The 17,586-nt window shown below is 35.5% G+C and carries 12 protein-coding genes and 1 tRNA gene; 2 read left to right on the forward strand and 11 right to left on the reverse strand.

Going from position 1 to position 17,586, the window contains the following annotated elements; translation table 11 throughout:
• Nucleotides 1-122: 122 nt before the first annotated feature.
• Entirely contained in the window at nucleotides 123-1,394 is a 1,272-nt protein-coding gene (purD, locus tag WOCAOBSORBRA_RS02010; protein ID WP_138264878.1) for a phosphoribosylamine--glycine ligase, read from the reverse strand.
• A gap of 34 nt (nucleotides 1,395-1,428) precedes the next feature.
• Entirely contained in the window at nucleotides 1,429-2,706 is a 1,278-nt protein-coding gene (serS, locus tag WOCAOBSORBRA_RS02015) for a serine--tRNA ligase (protein WP_155968254.1), read from the reverse strand.
• A gap of 143 nt (nucleotides 2,707-2,849) precedes the next feature.
• Here serS and WOCAOBSORBRA_RS02020 point away from each other — a divergent pair, with 143 nt between their 5' ends.
• Together WOCAOBSORBRA_RS02020 and dusB are read left to right on the forward strand one after the other, a co-directional pair.
• Complete coding sequence (locus tag WOCAOBSORBRA_RS02020; RefSeq protein WP_155968252.1) at nucleotides 2,850-4,772, forward strand: Ulp1 family isopeptidase; 1,923 nt, start codon at nucleotides 2,850-2,852, stop codon at nucleotides 4,770-4,772.
• 5 nt (nucleotides 4,773-4,777) lie between these two features.
• On the forward strand, nucleotides 4,778-5,740 hold the full coding sequence (gene dusB, locus WOCAOBSORBRA_RS02025) for a tRNA dihydrouridine synthase DusB (protein WP_012673040.1): 963 nt from the start codon (nucleotides 4,778-4,780) through the stop codon (nucleotides 5,738-5,740).
• Nucleotides 5,741-5,746: 6 nt separating this feature from the next.
• Here dusB and WOCAOBSORBRA_RS02030 read toward each other — a convergent pair whose 3' ends face one another.
• The 9 genes from WOCAOBSORBRA_RS02030 to WOCAOBSORBRA_RS02070 all read right to left on the reverse strand — a co-directional run.
• Nucleotides 5,747-14,260 carry a DNA-directed RNA polymerase subunit beta/beta' gene (locus WOCAOBSORBRA_RS02030; protein ID WP_012673039.1) on the reverse strand — a complete coding sequence of 2,838 codons (8,514 nt, stop codon included), beginning with the start codon at nucleotides 14,258-14,260 and terminating at the stop codon, nucleotides 5,747-5,749.
• Between the two features lie 58 nt (nucleotides 14,261-14,318).
• Entirely contained in the window at nucleotides 14,319-14,720 is a 402-nt protein-coding gene (rplL, locus tag WOCAOBSORBRA_RS02035; RefSeq protein WP_155968248.1) for a 50S ribosomal protein L7/L12, read from the reverse strand.
• 26 nt (nucleotides 14,721-14,746) lie between these two features.
• Nucleotides 14,747-15,265, reverse strand: a complete 519-nt coding sequence (rplJ, locus tag WOCAOBSORBRA_RS02040; RefSeq protein WP_006279539.1) for a 50S ribosomal protein L10 — start codon at nucleotides 15,263-15,265, stop codon at nucleotides 14,747-14,749.
• Between the two features lie 12 nt (nucleotides 15,266-15,277).
• Complete coding sequence (rplA, locus tag WOCAOBSORBRA_RS02045) at nucleotides 15,278-15,931, reverse strand: 50S ribosomal protein L1 (protein ID WP_065094732.1); 654 nt, start codon at nucleotides 15,929-15,931, stop codon at nucleotides 15,278-15,280.
• A 4-nt stretch (nucleotides 15,932-15,935) separates the two neighbouring features.
• A complete protein-coding gene (locus WOCAOBSORBRA_RS02050; protein ID WP_006279541.1) occupies nucleotides 15,936-16,376 on the reverse strand; it encodes a 50S ribosomal protein L11 in 441 nt (146 codons plus the stop codon).
• A gap of 2 nt (nucleotides 16,377-16,378) precedes the next feature.
• Entirely contained in the window at nucleotides 16,379-17,215 is an 837-nt protein-coding gene (nusG, locus tag WOCAOBSORBRA_RS02055; protein ID WP_070356705.1) for a transcription termination/antitermination protein NusG, read from the reverse strand.
• Nucleotides 17,205-17,414 carry a preprotein translocase subunit SecE gene (gene secE, locus WOCAOBSORBRA_RS02060; protein WP_006279543.1) on the reverse strand — a complete coding sequence of 70 codons (210 nt, stop codon included), beginning with the start codon at nucleotides 17,412-17,414 and terminating at the stop codon, nucleotides 17,205-17,207. The genes nusG and secE overlap by 11 nt, the downstream gene beginning before the upstream one ends.
• 10 nt (nucleotides 17,415-17,424) lie before the next feature.
• Nucleotides 17,425-17,497: transfer RNA gene (locus tag WOCAOBSORBRA_RS02065), tRNA-Trp, on the reverse strand.
• A 13-nt stretch (nucleotides 17,498-17,510) separates the two neighbouring features.
• On the reverse strand, nucleotides 17,511-17,586 hold a 76-nt coding region (locus WOCAOBSORBRA_RS02070), incomplete at its 5' end, for an EF-Tu C-terminal domain-related protein (protein WP_174515765.1).

The raw sequence follows: 17,586 nt of genomic DNA on the forward strand, positions 1-17,586 counted from the left end.
CTTTTAATCTGCAGATTGGCGAAAGCAAATACAATAGCTTCAGTTTCATGATAAGGGGGCTGGCGGAGTTTGTCAAGGAAGTTTTTCGTTTCTGTGAACCACCTGCTAACCGACAGCTAACATTAACTACCGATATCGTATCTGAAGAAGCCCCCTGGCCATTCTAAAAAATTTAATGCTGAGTACACCTTACTTTTGGCTTCCTCTATAGTGCTCCCTTCTGCTACTATATTTAGCACTCTTCCGCCATCGGAAACTAAGTTACCACTTTCATCGAATTTAGTACCAGCATGAAACACCAACACACCAGGAATGCTTTCAATCTTATCTAATCCTTTAATTACTTCTCCCTTTTGATAATCACCCGGATAGCCTTTACTTGCAACAACTACACAAACTGTAGATTTGTTGTTAAGTTCCACCATTTTGACATTTAACTTTCCTTCTGCAACTGACAACATCAATTTTAACAAATCGCAATTTGAATCAAATCTAGGTAATATAGATTGCGTTTCTGGATCACCGAATCTAACGTTATACTCGAGAAGTTTTGGGCTATCTTTGCAAATCATTAAACCAGCAAAGAGTACTCCTTTATAAGACGTACCCATGTTAACCAATGCTTGAGCTGTAGGGTATATTATTTTTTGGATAATTTTTTGCTCCATGTCCTTACTTATAATTGAAGGTGATGAGTACGACCCCATACCTCCAGTATTTTGGCTTTCATTACTTTCATCAACTCTCTTATAATCTTTTGCACACCCAAGAGTTACTACTTTCAACCCATCAATAAGAGCAAAAAAACTTACTTCTTCTCCAACTAAAAACTCTTCTATGATTATTTCTTCACCTGATTCACCAAATTTTTTCTCCACTAGCATTGAATTTATTGCTGAAAAAGCTTCGCTTTCTGTATTACATATAACCACCCCTTTTCCTGCTGCAATTCCATTTGCTTTCACTACAAGTGGAAACTTTATTTTATTGCTACGTACAAAATCTTTAGCTAACCCTTCATCAACAAAACACTCGTACTTGGCAGTTGGTATACCATATCGTTTACATAGTCCCTTGGTGAAAGACTTCGATCCCTCAAGTTTTGCAGTTGCTTGACTTGGAGCAAAAACATTTATTCCCTCTGCAACTAAATCATCAGCAAGCCCATCAATTATTGGTTGTTCTGGACCAATAACAACCAACTCTATATTTTCTCTCTTGCAAAATTGTGTAACATCCACTGAATTTTGAATATTTACATCCACAAGAGCCCCAAGATCTTTCATAGCTTGGCGACCAGGAGTTACATATAACTCAGTCAAGATAGGAGATTTTTTTAGAGCCCAAAGTAGAGCGTGCTCACGCCCACCAGAACCTATAACCAGAACCTTCATCTTTATTTCCTCGCTTTTCTATATGTCAAAATTATTATTTGCTTATAACAGTATCATTACTCATGTATTTTTGCAACACGTTTGGTATTGCAATCGACCCGTCAGAATTTTGATAATTCTCCATTATGGCAATAATCGTTCTTCCTATAGCTAAAGCTGAGCCGTTTAAAGTGTGAACATATTTTTTTATCTTTTTATCAGTTTCTGAAGAGTATTTAGCGTTCATCCTTCTTGCTTGAAATGCACCACAATTTGAGCAGCTTGATATTTCTCTATATTTATTTTGCCCAGGTAACCATACCTCTATGTCATAAGTCCTTTGTGCAGCAAAACCCATATCGCCACTGCAAAGCAGCATTACTCTGTATGGCAATTCTAATTTTTTTAATATCTCTTCAGCAACACTCGTCATACCCTCAAGCTCATCATTTGATTGGTCTTCAGTTGTGATGCTTACCAACTCCACTTTACCAAATTGGTGTTGCCTTATCATGCCCCTGGTATCGCGACCTGCACTACCTGCTTCTTTACGAAAGCACTCCGAATATGCAGTAAAGCGAATAGGCAGTTCTTTTTCTTCCATTATTTTGTCAGCAACTAAATTTGTTAAAAACACTTCACTTGTGGGAATCAACCTCAATTCGTCGGTAGTTAAATACGAATCGTCAGAAAATTTCGGTAGCTGACCAACATTATACATAGCTTCGTTTTTCACCAAAGCCGGGTGGTACACCTCAGTATAGCCAAATTCATTAACATGCATTTCAAGCATACAATTTATTAGCGCTCGTCCAAGCTTAGCTAACTGTCCTTTTAATATCGTAAATCTTGATCCGGAAATTCTCGCCGCTTGTTCGAAGTCTATTAAACCTAATTTTTCTCCGAGTTCATAATGAGATTCTGGTACAAAATCAAACTGTCTTTTTCCTCCATATCTTCTCACCTCTAAATTAGAGTTCTCATCTGCGCCTATTGGCACATCTTGCGCAGGAATATTCGGCAAGTTAGATAAAACATTCACTAACTTATCCTTTTCTGCTTGTTCTTTTAAGCTGATTGCCTCTATCTCATTTGTGATGCTTTTTGACAACTCTATTTGCTCTTCACAGGGGCTCTTGCTCATTTTAAGCTTTTTTATTTCCTCTGTGATTTCATTGCGCTGCCTATTCAAATCCTGCAGTTTAGTGGTTAATGATCTTTTCTCGTGATCGATTTCTAATATCTCTTCCGCAGTAGATTCTCTAATTCCCCTGCTTTTCATTGCCTTTTCAAATCCTTCAGGGTTTTTGCGTATATATTCTATATCGTGCATATATTGTGCTATTACTAACATTGTTACTGTACTCCAAAAGCTCTTAATATTCAATATATTCTCATACTACTAAAATTATTATGGTTGATTTTTTTGTTAGAATTTGTTAAAATTTAATTAACTTAGCGTTCATAGGGTGTAGTATGTTGGGTATTACAAAAAATAATCAGAAAGAGAGCACTGACTTTGCTGGTGAGGAATTCGTTATCTACGCTACTTGTGTATGCCTAGCAGCCACATTCGCTGCTGGCTGTTTAGGGGCGGTAATAGGATCCCCTCTATTGACCTTTCCACTTGCTATGCTCATCTCTAACCCCGTAGTTTGGGTTTTAATGGGAATAATTCTTACAGTAGCATACAAAATGGTTGTTGAACCTTTATTTTACTTAGCGAAGAACTATATTAATGGAAAAAGAGCTTCAAAGGGGGAAAAGAGTGAAGAAAAAGATACAGAACTACAAGATTTGCAAGGCAAGACTCCAGAAAAGCAAGCAAGACCGAAAACTCCTGATAGGGATAGTGGTATTTTTGACTGCAAAGAAAATAAGGATTCTTTTGTATATAAGACAAATAAAAAAGAAGATTATAAATTTTGGTTAAGTAATTTTGATATTGCAGAGATTGCAAAAAGTTACTATGGATGGATGCCATATCGTAAAAAAGGTCACAGGGAATTTTCCAAAGGAGTGTTCTTTTCTTGCCTCGATAATCTTACATCTTTTCTGGGGAACCGATTGCAAGAATATAAAGATAAAGTAAAAGGGGATAACAATTTAGTATTATCTTCAATTCTTAACTTAAATAACAATCATTGGGTAACATTGGTTATTTCTCATGATGAAAAGAGTAAAAAGTTTAGAGCATATTATTGCGATTCATTTGGTGAACCATTACCAGAAGAGGTATCAAGTGCGCTACAGAAAACTCTAGGAATAGACAATAGTAGTATTAGAAACTCAAAAGCTAAACAACAAGATGATAAGTATAATTGTGGAATATTTGCCTTAGAGAATGCTAAGAAAATTACAGATATGCTGAAAGCAGGCAAATCGTTTGATGAAATTGATGATCAGCTAAAATATGAACTTAGTTCAGAGCAATTAATAGAGAAGAGAAAAGAATTTGCAAAAGCGTTGAAAAAGGATGAACAAAGCAGGGCTGGCACGCCAAGCCCTGTATTAGGTAGTCCAGGAAATATAAGTCGTAAAGATAGCGGAGTAAGTTTAGATTCAGTAGAAAGTAAGCAAACAAAAATTGTTCAATATAATACTACAGGTGATGGCAACTGCTTTTTCCATGCGGTATTTGGTGATAATAGCTCTGGTCAATATAAAACTGAAAAAGCACAAGATATGAGAATGGAATGGCACAAATTTTTAAGTCAATTTAACTCTTTGAATGATCCAAGGATGCCTGAGTTATTGAAGGGACAGATGCAGAAAGTTTTTGGTGCATTCTTAGAAAATCCAAATCATTTGATTGGTATGTCGGACTCAATAAAAGATTTGGTTCAGCATACAAACAGACGGGTAGAGAAGATCAAAAAAAAGACTAATAAATTAATAAAAAAGTTATGTTGTCTTACAACATTAAAAGAAAATGAAGTTATAGGTGATTTAAGAAGCATTAGTGCTAGTAATCTCAATATTAGTGAAAGAAAATATGATAGAAATTATAATAGTGATACTGCAGCAAATTCTTTTCTCAATGGCAAATCCATTTATAGATCTTATCTAGAGGCAATCAGCAGCCAAAGTTACCATGTTTTCATAGAAGAAATTTCTATCTTAGCTTCGCTGGCTAATATTGAAATTGACGTCTACTATAAAAATAATGGTAATGATGTAAATACATTGTTTCTGCCAAATGCGGGAATGATAAATGAAGGTTATCAGCAGAACAACGAGCTATGGGGAAATAAAGAACAAGAAACGGTATACTTGGCACCTGGTCATTATGAGAGAGCTGAGATAGTAGAGGTAGAGCCTTCTCTTATGGAAAAAGTAAGTTCGGCTATACAAAGTGTTGTAACAGTATGTGTAAATGCGCTAGGTTTGAACACATAGAATATATGTCCCTACAAGTAGGAAATTTGACAATTGATTCTCCAGTTATTTTAGCTCCAATGTCTGGAGTGACTGATTATCCGTTTAGAAGTATTGTGAAGAAACTTGGTGCAAGTTTGTTAGTTTCAGAGATGATCGCAAGCAGAGCTATGATTATGCAAACTCGCCAGAGTTTGCAAAAAGCAAAAGTCGATGCATTAACTGCTGTGCAGCTTGCTGGGTGTGAGCCAGATGTTATGGCGGAGGCTGCAAAATTAAACGAGGACATGGGAGCAAAAATTATAGACATAAACTTTGGTTGCCCTGTTAAAAAAGTTGTAAACGGTTATGCAGGATCAGCGCTAATGCGTGATGAGAAAAAAGCCGCTGAGATAATTGAAGCTGTGGTCAAAGCAGTGAATATGCCAGTTACGGTGAAAATGCGCACTGGATGGAACGATGAAAATCGCAATGCCCCGAGACTTGCGAAAATTGCCGAAGACTTAGGAGCAAAAATGATCACTGTGCATGGAAGAACAAGAGCGCAGCTTTATAATGGTCAAGCAGATTGGAAATTCGTTAGAAATGTTAAAGAGCAAGTGAAAATTCCAGTTATAGTAAATGGCGATATTAAAAATTTAAATGATATTCAGAATGCTCTCAAAGAATCTGGAGCAGACGGAGTGATGATAGGTCGTGGTGCCTACGGTAAACCTTGGCTGATTAATCAAGCAATGAACTTTCTCAGTGGAAGTGAAACTTCTGAGCCAACAGCTTCAGAGAGATTAAGCATCATACTCGAGCATTACGACAATATTCTTGAGTACTATGGAAATGACACAGGAATAAAGATGGCCCGCAAACACATAGGTTGGTACAGTAGCGGGCTTCAAGGCTCATCTGAATTTCGTGTGAGAGTAAATAACATGACAGATAGCACAGAAGTGAAAGAAAATATTATTGGCTTTTTTGGTCAAGAGACACACTAGCTGTACTCAATTCGACTGATCGTATGCCACTACGCTCTCTTCCTCACCAGAGTGTAAATGACAACCATTATCCATCAACCATTCCTCGTCATAAGTTTCAATATCAAAATATTTTTCATATTTATCCACATTATCACAAAGTGAAAGTGCTCTGATCTTATTCATAATCAAACCTGTACCAGCAGGAATTAATCTTCCTACTATAACATTTTCTTTTAATCCACTTAAAGGATCACTCTTCCCGCAGAATGCTGCTTCTGTAAGTACTTTTGTTGTCTCTTGGAAAGAGGCAGCAGAAATAAAGGAGCTAGTTTCAAGACTTGCCCTAGTAATCCCCTGCAGAATAGGAAGATAATGAGTAGACCGTTTGCCAGAGTTACTCATAGCATCATTTTCCCTATCAACTTCCAGCTTGTCAATGCTTTCGCCAACCAAGTACATAGTATCACCAGGATCAGTAATTTCCACTTTTTGTAGCATTTGTTTTAAGATCACCTCTAAATGCTTATTGTCTATACGAACACCCTGCAATCTATAAACTTGCTGTATTTCAGAAATCATATAGTGCGCTAAAGCTTCTAACCCAAGCACACGTAAAATATCATGGAGATCAGGGTCACCATCCATCAATAGATCACCTTTACGTACAAAATCACCTTCATTGACTATTACATGCTTACTTCTTGATACCAAATATTCAACTGGAGAAATTTGTTCATCTACAGGTTTAATTAATATACTGCGTTTTCCTCTACGGTCTTTTTCAGAAAACGCTACATAGCCATCTATCTCACTAACAATAGCATGCTCTTTAGGACGACGTGCTTCAAATAACTCTATAACCCTCGGTAAACCACCAGTAATATCACGAGTTTTAACTGACTCTCTTGGTGTTCTTGTAATAACATCACCTGCATGAACCTTCTGGCCATCTTGTACATTGAGCACTGCACCGATTGGTATAAAATAACATGCTTCAACGCCACTTGCGAGTGTCATTACTTTACCATTATCGTCAAGCAGCACAATACGAGGACGTAAATTAGCTCCACCAGAATGCAATTTCCAGTCTTTTACTACTTTGCTTGATATTCCTGTAGATTCATCCATCACTTCAGTGATCGAAATTCCATCTTTTAAGTCCTGATAAGACACTGTACCAGTCTTCTCCGTGATAATAGGCAATGTATAAGGATCCCATTCCGCAACTTTATCGCCAATTTTTACTGACCCACTCTCATCTACATAAAGCTTAGCGCCGTAAGGTACACTGTGCTTCAACTTCTCACTACCAAGGCTATCAATCAACACGACTTCACAGGAACGGCTTATCACAATTTTATTTCCGTTTCTATCTATAATTATATTACTATTGTTTAACTTTATTTTAGCATTAATAGAAGCTATAATATTCGAGGATTCAACGCCTCTAGTCATTACTCCACCTATATGAAAAGTACGCATCGTTAACTGAGTACCTGGCTCTCCAACAGATTGAGCAGCTATAACACCAACTGCTTCACCTATTGAAACAATTTTACCAGTTGCAAGGTCTCTTCCATAACATAAAGAACATACACCAGGACTTATTTCACAAGTTAAAGGCGATCTAATTTTTACAACATCAAGACCTGCAATGCTGATTTGCTTTACTTTATCCTCATCAATTAATTCCCCTGCTTTTACTAATAATTCTTTTGTCACTGGGTTATATATATCATTTGCAGCTGTTCTACCCAGCACAACACTCTCTAGAGATGCAACTATAGTACTTCCTTCAACTGTAGCTCTCACAACAAGACCATTTTTTGTTTTACAGTCATGCTTTGTAACTATGCAATTTTGAGATACATCAACTAAACGACGAGTTAAGTATCCAGAGTTTGCAGTTTTAAGTGCAGTGTCAGCTAAACCTTTACGCGCACCGTGAGTAGAATTAAAGTATTCAAATACGTTCAATCCTTCACGGAAATTAGAAATTATAGGTGTTTCTATAATCTCACCAGAAGGTTTGGTCATGAGCCCTCGCATTCCTGCTAGCTGTTTCATCTGTGAAGTAGAACCCCTTGCACCAGAGTTAACCATCATATACACTGAGTTGTACTTACTATTTCCATCATATATAGATATTGCTTTTAACATATCATTAGCTATCATATCCGTACACTTAGACCATTCATCTATAACCTTGTTATACCTCTCACTTCTAGTTATTAGCCCATCTTGATATTGCATAGAGAATTTCTTAATTTCACCCCTCGCGTGATCAACATGTGTAGCTTTAGTTTCAGGTATAACCATATCACAACGACCAAAAGAGACACCAGAAAATGTGGCATACTCAAAGCCAAGTACCATTAATTTATCAGAAAATGCCACTGTAGCACTTTGACCACAGTTACGATATACCAAATCAACTATACCAGTTATTTCCTTGACTGTTAATATCTGATTTATTAGATCGAAGCCTAGATTCTCATGCTTAGGAAAAATTTGCCATAATATTAAACGGCCAGGAGTTGTACAAACAGTTTTATAGTGAGTTTCACCGCTGCTATTAATATACTCCATCCTATACTTTATACTAGAATGAATATGTAAAGTACCATCACTCAAGGAATGCTCAACTTCACAAAAAGCACCAAAAGATGGTAAATTATCTTCCTTAGGTTCTTGTAAAGTCAGATAATATATACCAAGTACTATATCTTTACTAGGAACTATAATCGGTCTGCCATTAGAAGGACTTAAAACGTTATTAGTGGACATCATCAACACCCTAGCTTCAAGCTGAGCTTCCAATGAAATTGGCACATGCACTGCCATTTGATCACCATCAAAATCAGCATTAAACGCCGTACAGACAAGCGGATGAAGCTGTATTGCTTTGCCTTCAATAAGGATTGGCTCAAAAGCCTGAATACCAAGTCTATGTAGCGTAGGCGCTCTATTCAACAAAACAGGATGCTCTTTTATTACCTCTTCAAGCATATCCCAAACTTCTGGTTTTTCTGCTCTTATCAACTTACTAGCAAACTTAATAGTTGGAGCCATACCATACATCTTAAGCTTTGAGTAAACAAAAGGTTTGAATAGTTCAAGAGCCATTCTTTTTGGTAATCCACACTGATTTAGTTTCAAAGTTGGACCAACAACTATTACAGAACGTCCAGAGTAGTCTACCCTTTTTCCTAAGAGGTTCTGGCGAAAACGACCCTGTTTTCCTTTTAACATATCACTAATGGACTTTTTATATCCAACAGCACCAGCTTTATTTACCAAAGTATTACGACGACTATTATCAAAAAGAGAATCAACTGCTTCTTGTAACATCCTTTTTTCATTACGAATCATAATCTCAGGAGGATTTAAGCTCAACAATTTCCTCAACCTGTTATTTCTATTAATAATAGTCCTATAATGATGATTCAGATCAGAAACTGCAGGACGACCACTCTCAAGCGATACCAAAGGACGCAAATCAGGTGGTAAAATAGGTATAGTTGTAAGTATCATCCACTCAGGCCTATTTCCAGATTTAATGAAGTTTTCAACAATACGCAATCTCTTTATAATTTTCTTTCTTCTTATCTCAGAAGCAACAGATTCTAATTCTAGTCTTAAATCCTTCCTAATTTCATGTAAATCAAGGCGCGTTAGCAACTCTCTTATAGCTTCAACACCTTGCATAGCTACAAAACTATCGATCCCATAGCTATCTTTAGCTTCATTATAAGCTTTTTCACTAATAATCTCACCTTTTTCAAAAGGCGAAACAAGAGGATCTATTACGATATAATTATCGCTATATAAAATATTCTCAATATCTCTGAGAGACATATCCAATAATGCTCCAATTCTTGAAGGAAGCGATTTCAAAAACCATATATGAGCAACAGGAGATGCAAGCTCTATATGACCCATCCTTTCTCTTCTTACTTTAGAAGATGTAACTTCTACTCCGCATTTTTCGCATATGCGACCTCTGTGTCTTCTTTTTTTGTATTTTCCACATAAACATTCATCGTCATTGACAGGGCCAAAAACCTTAGGGCAAAATAATCCACCTTTCTCAACTTTGAACGTACGATAATTTGCAGTTGAAACATCTTCTATCTCACCACAAGATATACGCTTAATACTTTCAGGGCTAGCAATCGATATGCTAACCTCATTAAAAGGTTGTGCAATGTTAGTGTGAGATATATCTTCAATCACTACATCATTTTGCTTTAAATCTACATTTAAACATAAAGAACGTAGTTCTTTTATCATCACATTAAAGGATTCAGGAATTCCACATTCAAAATTACTGTCACCTTTTATTATCGATTCATAAATCTTAACTCTACCATTAATATCATCAGACTTCACAGTTAACATTTCCTGCAAAGTATAAGCAGCACCATAGGCTTGTAATGCCCAACATTCCATTTCACCAAAACGCTGACCACCAAAATGAGATTTTCCTCCAAGAGGTTGTTGAGTAACCAAACTATAAGGCCCTACTGAACGCGCATGAATTTTACCATCAACCAAGTGGTGCAACTTAAGCATGTACATGTAACCAACTGTAACCTTGCGGTCGAATTTTTCACCACTGCAACCGTCATATAATACAGCTTGTCCAGAGTTATCTAAACCAGCAAGTTCAAATAATTTTGCTATTTGTTCATCTTTTGGACCCTCAAATACAGGTGCAGCAACAGGAACGCCATCACGTAATTTGCGTGCAAATTCAATGAGATTATTATCACTAATATTACGAATATCATTACAGATAGATACGTTACTGCCATAGCTATAAACCTCAATCAGGAAGTTACGTAAATTGCTGTATGAACTTTTACAAGAGTTCAAATAGTTCTCTACTAACTCATTCAACTCGTCATTTAGTGCATTCTTATTAGGTGTATTTAAAACAGAAGCCGTTATTTCATCATCATCAATATTTTCAATTTTTTTATTATCAAGGTATGCTACTGCAAATTGTGTAAAATTATCATCGTTAAGGGACCTAATTCCCTTGCAAAAAGCACTTTTGATCTTATTGATCTCATCGAGAATATTACTTACCTTTTCCCCTAATTTTCTACAAGCCCAACCTACATGCGTTTCCAGTATTTGCCCTACATTCATTCGTGAAGGAACACCAAGAGGGTTAAGAATAATATCAACAGGAGTACCATCTTCCAAATAAGGCATATCTTCCACTGGCACAACTCGAGAAATCACACCTTTATTTCCATGTCTACCAGCCATTTTATCCCCTGGTTGCAGACTATGTTTCACAGCAATGAAAACTTTTACTGACATCGACACACCTTGAGGCAGGTCATAACCTTCATGTAATTTTTCTACTTTTCGCTTAAACTGTGCTATTGCATGTGATACTTTTTCATCAAAATCTTTTTTTAAGCTCTTAACTTGCTCAGAAATGGATTGGTTTTTTAATCCTATACCCCACCATTGCTCACGTTCAATAGAGTCAAATTTTTCTCGATCTTGAGAACCAGAATTAATAAGAAGTTTCTTCAGTTCATCATAGAAATATTCACTAGTAACATTGATTATATAATCTCGCTCTTCCTCAAAGTCATTTATCTCTTTTTGTTTGATGAGTAATGCCCTTTCATTTTCTTCAACCCCCCTGCGTGTAAAGACTTGTACATCAATTACTGTCCCTTCAACATCTGGAGATGTATATAAAGAGGAATCCGCACAATCGAATGACTTTTCACCAAAAATTGTCATTAATAACTTCGTTTCAGGAGGCAATGAAAGAGAAGGTTTAGGTGTAACTTTACCTACCAAAATATAGCCTGGACCAACTCTTGTACCAATTTTCACTATACCACTATCATCCAAGTGATATAGATTTTCTTCATTAACACCAGGTATAGCACGAGTTATTTTTTCTGATCCTAAAGGGGTATCATGTACAACACAGTCAAATTCTTCTATATGAATAGAAGTAAAGAGATCTTTTTTAACAACTTCACTAGAAATAATAATAGAGTCTTCAAAATTATAACCTTGCCAAGACATAAAAGCGACTAGCAAATTTTTACCAAGCGCCAACTCACCACTGTTAATTGCAGGACCATCAGCTATTACATCACCCTTTTTAACATAATCACCTACGCACACTAGCGGTCTTTGATTAATACAAGTATTATGGTTAGAACGCTGAAATTTCCTTAGATGATAAATATCTACGTCCAAGTAGTTAACCCTTTCTTTATCAAAAGCACGTATAACTATAGAGTTACTATCAGAACTATCAACTATGCCATCGCGTTTTGCTAAAACTACAGCACCAGAGCCAGAAGCTACAAAAGACTCCATACCAGTAGCAACCAGAGGAGCGGTAGGCTTCAATAAAGGTACGGCCTGACGTTGCATATTTGAGCCCATTAATGCTCTATTAGCATCATCATTTTCTAAAAATGGAATCAAGGAAGCTGCAACTGATATTACCTGCTTAGGAGATACGTCAATGTAACTAACTTGGTCGCTACTTACCATGACGAAGCTACCAGCATATCTACAGTATAGCATGTCATCAACAAAGCAATTATTTTCATCAAGCTTTACGCTAGTGTCAGCTATATGATGTGAGCCTTCGTCTATAGCAGAAAGATACTCAATTTGATCAGTAACAACCCTATTGACTACTTTTCTATAAGGGCTTTCAATGAAACCATATTTATTAATACGCGCGTATATAGCTAAGCTGTTGATTAACCCTATATTTTGCCCTTCAGGAGTCTCAATAGGGCAAATTCTTCCATAATGAGTTGGATGAACATCACGCACCTCAAATCCTGCCCGTTCTCTTGTTAAACCGCCAGGACCTAACGCGGATAACCTTCTTTTATGTGTTATTTCAGATAACGGATTAGTCTGATCCATAAATTGAGATAATTGAGAAGAATTGAAGAAATCTCTTAAGACATTAGTTAACACTTTTGGATTAATAAAATCAGATGGAGAAACTTTATCTAAACTAGAAGTGGACATAGAATCAACTATTGCGCGTTCCAATTTCAACAACCCAGTTCTAAATTGATTTTCTATAAACTCTCCAACTGATCTTACTCTTCTGTTTCCTAAATGATCAATATCATCTACAGATCCTTGACCGTCACGTAACAATACTATTTTTTTCACAATTTCAATAATATCTTCATGCGTTAAAACAGTTAAATCCTCATCATAATTTAATCCAAGGTAAGAGTTAAGCTTCAACCTACCAATGTTAGACAAATCATAATATTCCGGACTGAAGAAAAGATTACGGAAAAACTCTTCTACTATCTCTAAAACAGGAACTTCACCAGGACGCAAAACTCTATATATTTCATATAGTGCATCCTGATAAGACATGTTTTCATCTAAGAAAAGCGTATTTAATATATAAGGTCCAACAAACAAATTATCTATGTTCAACACTGATATTTCATCTACAGATAATAACTCAAGCTTCTTTATGTCTTCCAGCTTTATAGATTCACCAGCAGATAAAATTTTCGTAGAGCTAGCACTATCCATTAAATCTTCTGCGAGGAATAAACCACATATAGAATTAAAAGGAACCAGATACTCTTTCAATTCATTATCATATAGCTTTTTAGCTAGTCTTGAGGTAATACGAACGTTAGCTTTAAGCAGCACATTACCTTCAATATCCATTAAGTCGAAAGGCAGCCTCACTCCTTTAAATTTATCAGGAACAAAAGGCACTTTCCAACCATCTTTATGTTTTACATACTTTATTTTCTCATAAAATCTATCGAGTATATCATTATTTGATAGACCCAACGCCTTTAATAAAACTGAAATTGGCAATTTTCTTTTTCTATCAACACGAAAATACAAATGGTCTTTAACATCAAATTCAATATCAAGCCAAGAACCCCTATAAGGAATAATTCTAGCAGAATAGATCAATTTACCAGAATTGTAAGTTTTTCCCTTATCGCTATCAAAAAATACACCAGGAGACCTATGCATTTGTGAGACGATAACTTTTTCCACACCATTAATGATGAAAGTGCCCTTATCAGTCATCATAGGCAACCCACAAAAGTGGACTTTCTGCTCTTCTATAGATTTTACAACGGTTGCAAGTTTAGAATGATCTCCACTCTCTTTAATCGATTTATATTCATCAAGAGAAATACCATCCTGCATAACAACAAGACGTATAGAAGCAATAACCTGAGCAGAAAAAGTTACACCACGCTTTATACACTCAGATTCATCATACTTAGGATCATCTACCCTACAACTTATAAACTCAATAGTAGCCCTACGCAAAGGATCATTTATTGGAAAGATTGTATGAAAGATAACTTCAAGTCTTTCATTACCCTTATTCTTAGGAGTAAAAGAATCATATGATTCTTTTTGAACCTTAACCAAATCCAATAAAGAATCTTTTAAATCAATCGACCTAGAATAAGAAACTCTAGGAACAAAAGCACCAGAAGCGTACATATAAGAAGAATCAACCATTAAAATACCCCAAACTAATTAAAAGAGCTATATCAATATAAAATTAATACATTAAATATTATTCAAGCTCCACTTTAGTTGCTCCTGCTTCAATAAGTTTTTGCTTGATTTTTTCTGCTTCGTCTTTAGGAACATTAGCAGTCAAATCTTTAGGTAAAGATTCAACCAACTCTTTTGCTTCTTTTAAACCCAATGTAGAATTAACCTCTCTCACAGCTTTAATAACTCCTATTTTTTTACTCGCATCAATTTCTTTAATCACAACTTTATACTCAGCTTTTTCTTGAGCAGCAGGAGCAGCAGCATTATCACCAATAAGCGCCCCAGCACCAACAGCTCCACCAAGAAAAGAACCAGCAGGCAACCCTATTTTCTCTTCTAAAACTTTTACAAGTTCAGAAGCCTCTAATAGGTTTAAAGATAATATTTTATCAACCAAATCACTTGTTACATTACTCATAATTACCACCTTACTTAACAACAAATTTATTTTTTAGAACTATAATAATCCAAAACTCTCATAAGCCTCATAGAAGATGAATTAATAGACAACGCTAACCGAGCAGGAATATCATAAGATATTAAACGCATAATTTTAACACGCAATTCATCCAGAGAAGGCAACTTAGCCAGTTTATTAACATCTTCCACTGTTAACAATTCATTTAAATGAGCTGCGCAAATCACAGACATTTTTTCTTTGTTAGCATTAGTAAAATCAACTATTAATTTTGCAGCTTCTACTATGCCACTAGAGTATATAATAGCAACAGGACCGGAAAATTTGCCTGATAAATAAGAGAATTTACCAGTCCTTTCCAAAGCCAAGCGTGCTAGAGTGTTTTTAACTACTAATACCCCACCTGCTATAGACTTCAGACTATTCCTCAGAGTTAATGAATCATTAGCATTTATAGATTTAAAATTTACTAATATCAAGAAATCATTATTTACAAATACGTTTATTGTGCTCTGTATAAATTCATCCTTATCTTTACGCTTCACGGTATCACTCCCTTAAATTATATCTTCCACTTTGCCTATCTTATAAGCTTTACCCATAGTTGAATTTAAAAAAACACCCTTAAAGTAAATTCCTTTCGCAGAAATAGGTTTATTATCTTTAATTACTTTAAGAAAGGCTTTTAAATTTTCTAGCAAGTCATCAATATCAAATTTAATATTTCCTAATTTACCATGAATAACACCATTTTTATCTGTTCTAAATTTTACCTGACCAGACTTAATGGTTTTAATAGCTTCTGCAATGTTAGAAGTCACAGTACCAAATTTAGGGTTAGGCATCAGCCCTTTAGCACCCAATACTTTTGCAATAGGAGTGATTTTTGCCATAAAATCAGGAGTAGTAATGCACCAATCAACATCTAACTTTCTACCTTTTTTTATTTCTTCAACTAAATCCTCTCCTCCTGCAATATCAGCACCAGCTTTTTCAGCTTCTAATAAATGTTTATCTTGAGCGAAAACAGCTACTTTAATATTCTTCCCGATACCTTTAGGCAAAACTACTGTACCACGCACCTGCTCTTCAGATTTACGTGAATCTACGCCTAAATTGACCGCAATATCAACTGATTCATTAAATTTTGCTGAAGCAGACTCAACAATCTTCTTCAAACACTGCTTAGGATTATCATTATATGTATTCATTTACCTAACCTTCCACAACTTCTATACCCATAGATTTTGCAGTGCCTACAACCATTTTCACTGCTGAATCTTCATTATCCACTTTCATATCAACCATCTTGCACTTTGCTACTTTAATTATAGCAGACATAGGTAATTTAGCCACTAATTCTTTACCAGGATTACCAGAACTTTTACTTAATTTAGCCTCCTGCTTAAGTAAATAAGCCACAGGCGGACCGCTGACAGTAAAATCATGAGAGCGATCATCCTTTATGGAAATTCGCACTGTTACTAAATCGCCTACTTTATAATTAGCGTTAGCAGCACTAGTAACTTTATTAAAAGCTTCACAAAACTTAGGAACAGGTATACCACGTGGACCAAGTACTGAAGCAATTTTCGGTCCTGGAACTGCTTTCCCAGCTTCCATAAGTAAGTTAATCTTAGCAACTATAACACTCATAATTAATCCTCTATTTTCTCTACTTGAGCCAGATCAAGCTCTATTATTGTCGGCTTACCTAAAATCGATACTTCCACATTAATAATTTTTTTCTCATCGTTTACCATATTTACCTTACCAGTAAAATTTTGAAAAAGACCATCATTAATTTTCACTTTTTCACCTTTTTCATAACCATAACCTAACTTCTTTGTCTCTTGAGCATTATAAAGTGCATTACACATTGAGTGAATCTCATCATCCAAAATCACCTTTGGAATATTACCGTTTTTCAAAAATCCATAAACCTTAAGAGATTTTGGTATATTATTGATAAAATTCAATACTTCATCGCATAAATTCACGTATAAAAAGACATAACCAGGAAAGCATTTCCTTCGTGTAGCAATTTTCTTAGATTTCAACTCTACTTCACTTAGCTCTTCATATGGAATAAAAACTTCCTTAAAGTAATCATTAACACCCAATCTCATAGAATTTTCCAATATATGTTGGCGCACTTTCTCTTCACAATTGGAAGCAACTCTCAAGATATACCATTTATATCTATTAAATTCTTTACACTTTAAACTTATCTCATCATCTGAAATCATCTCAAAATCACCAGATTCGCCACTGCAGAATCCAGGCGTTTGATTCAAAATATTTTTGCTTTCATCACACAGATGCATATATACATACACTTCACATAATTCTTTTATATCAGACTTTGAATTACATACCGTTTGATAAGGAATAAACACTTCCTTAAAATAAACAGCATTACTTACCAATTCGCGTATGTTTTGCTCATATCCATAATCAACTTTAATGATATACCATTTATATTCACATTCCATAAATAATTCCAAATAAAGCCTTAATTACGTAAAGAGACATAAAATCCACAAAACAGAAGAAAATCGAAAAGCATAATATAACAATCATTACAACAAATAGAGATGACAACACCTCCTGTTTCTTTACCCAAGCAATTCTTCGTATTTCTTGCTTTATATCACAGAAAAAACCACACAAACTTTTTAACATTTCCACCACAACATTAATGCAGGAGCGATAGGAATTGAACCTACAACCTCTGGTTTTGGAGACCAGCGCTCTACCAATTGAGCTACACTCCTATAACTCAAACTCTCACTCCAAAATTTCAGAAACAACACCAGAACCAACAGTTCTACCGCCTTCTCTTATCGCAAAACGCAATCCCTTA

Source organism: Wolbachia endosymbiont of Cardiocondyla obscurior (assembly GCF_902713635.1).
GTDB classification, from domain to species: domain Bacteria; phylum Pseudomonadota; class Alphaproteobacteria; order Rickettsiales; family Anaplasmataceae; genus Wolbachia; species Wolbachia pipientis.

What these genes read in the sequence shown, in the direction of transcription:
- serS (WP_155968254.1), bottom strand. Translation starts at nt 2,706, where the DNA reads ATGCACGATATAGAATATATACGCAAAAACCCTGAAGGATTTGAAAAG.
- purD (WP_138264878.1), bottom strand. Translation starts at nt 1,394, where the DNA reads ATGAAGGTTCTGGTTATAGGTTCTGGTGGGCGTGAGCACGCTCTACTT.
- rplA (WP_065094732.1), bottom strand. Translation starts at nt 15,931, where the DNA reads ATGAATACATATAATGATAATCCTAAGCAGTGTTTGAAGAAGATTGTT.
- rplL (WP_155968248.1), bottom strand. Translation starts at nt 14,720, where the DNA reads ATGAGTAATGTAACAAGTGATTTGGTTGATAAAATATTATCTTTAAAC.
- WOCAOBSORBRA_RS02050 (WP_006279541.1), bottom strand. Translation starts at nt 16,376, where the DNA reads ATGAGTGTTATAGTTGCTAAGATTAACTTACTTATGGAAGCTGGGAAA.
- nusG (WP_070356705.1), bottom strand. Translation starts at nt 17,215, where the DNA reads ATGGAATGTGAATATAAATGGTATATCATTAAAGTTGATTATGGATAT.
- WOCAOBSORBRA_RS02020 (WP_155968252.1), top strand. Translation starts at nt 2,850, where the DNA reads ATGTTGGGTATTACAAAAAATAATCAGAAAGAGAGCACTGACTTTGCT.
- WOCAOBSORBRA_RS02030 (WP_012673039.1), bottom strand. Translation starts at nt 14,260, where the DNA reads ATGGTTGATTCTTCTTATATGTACGCTTCTGGTGCTTTTGTTCCTAGA.
- dusB (WP_012673040.1), top strand. Translation starts at nt 4,778, where the DNA reads ATGTCCCTACAAGTAGGAAATTTGACAATTGATTCTCCAGTTATTTTA.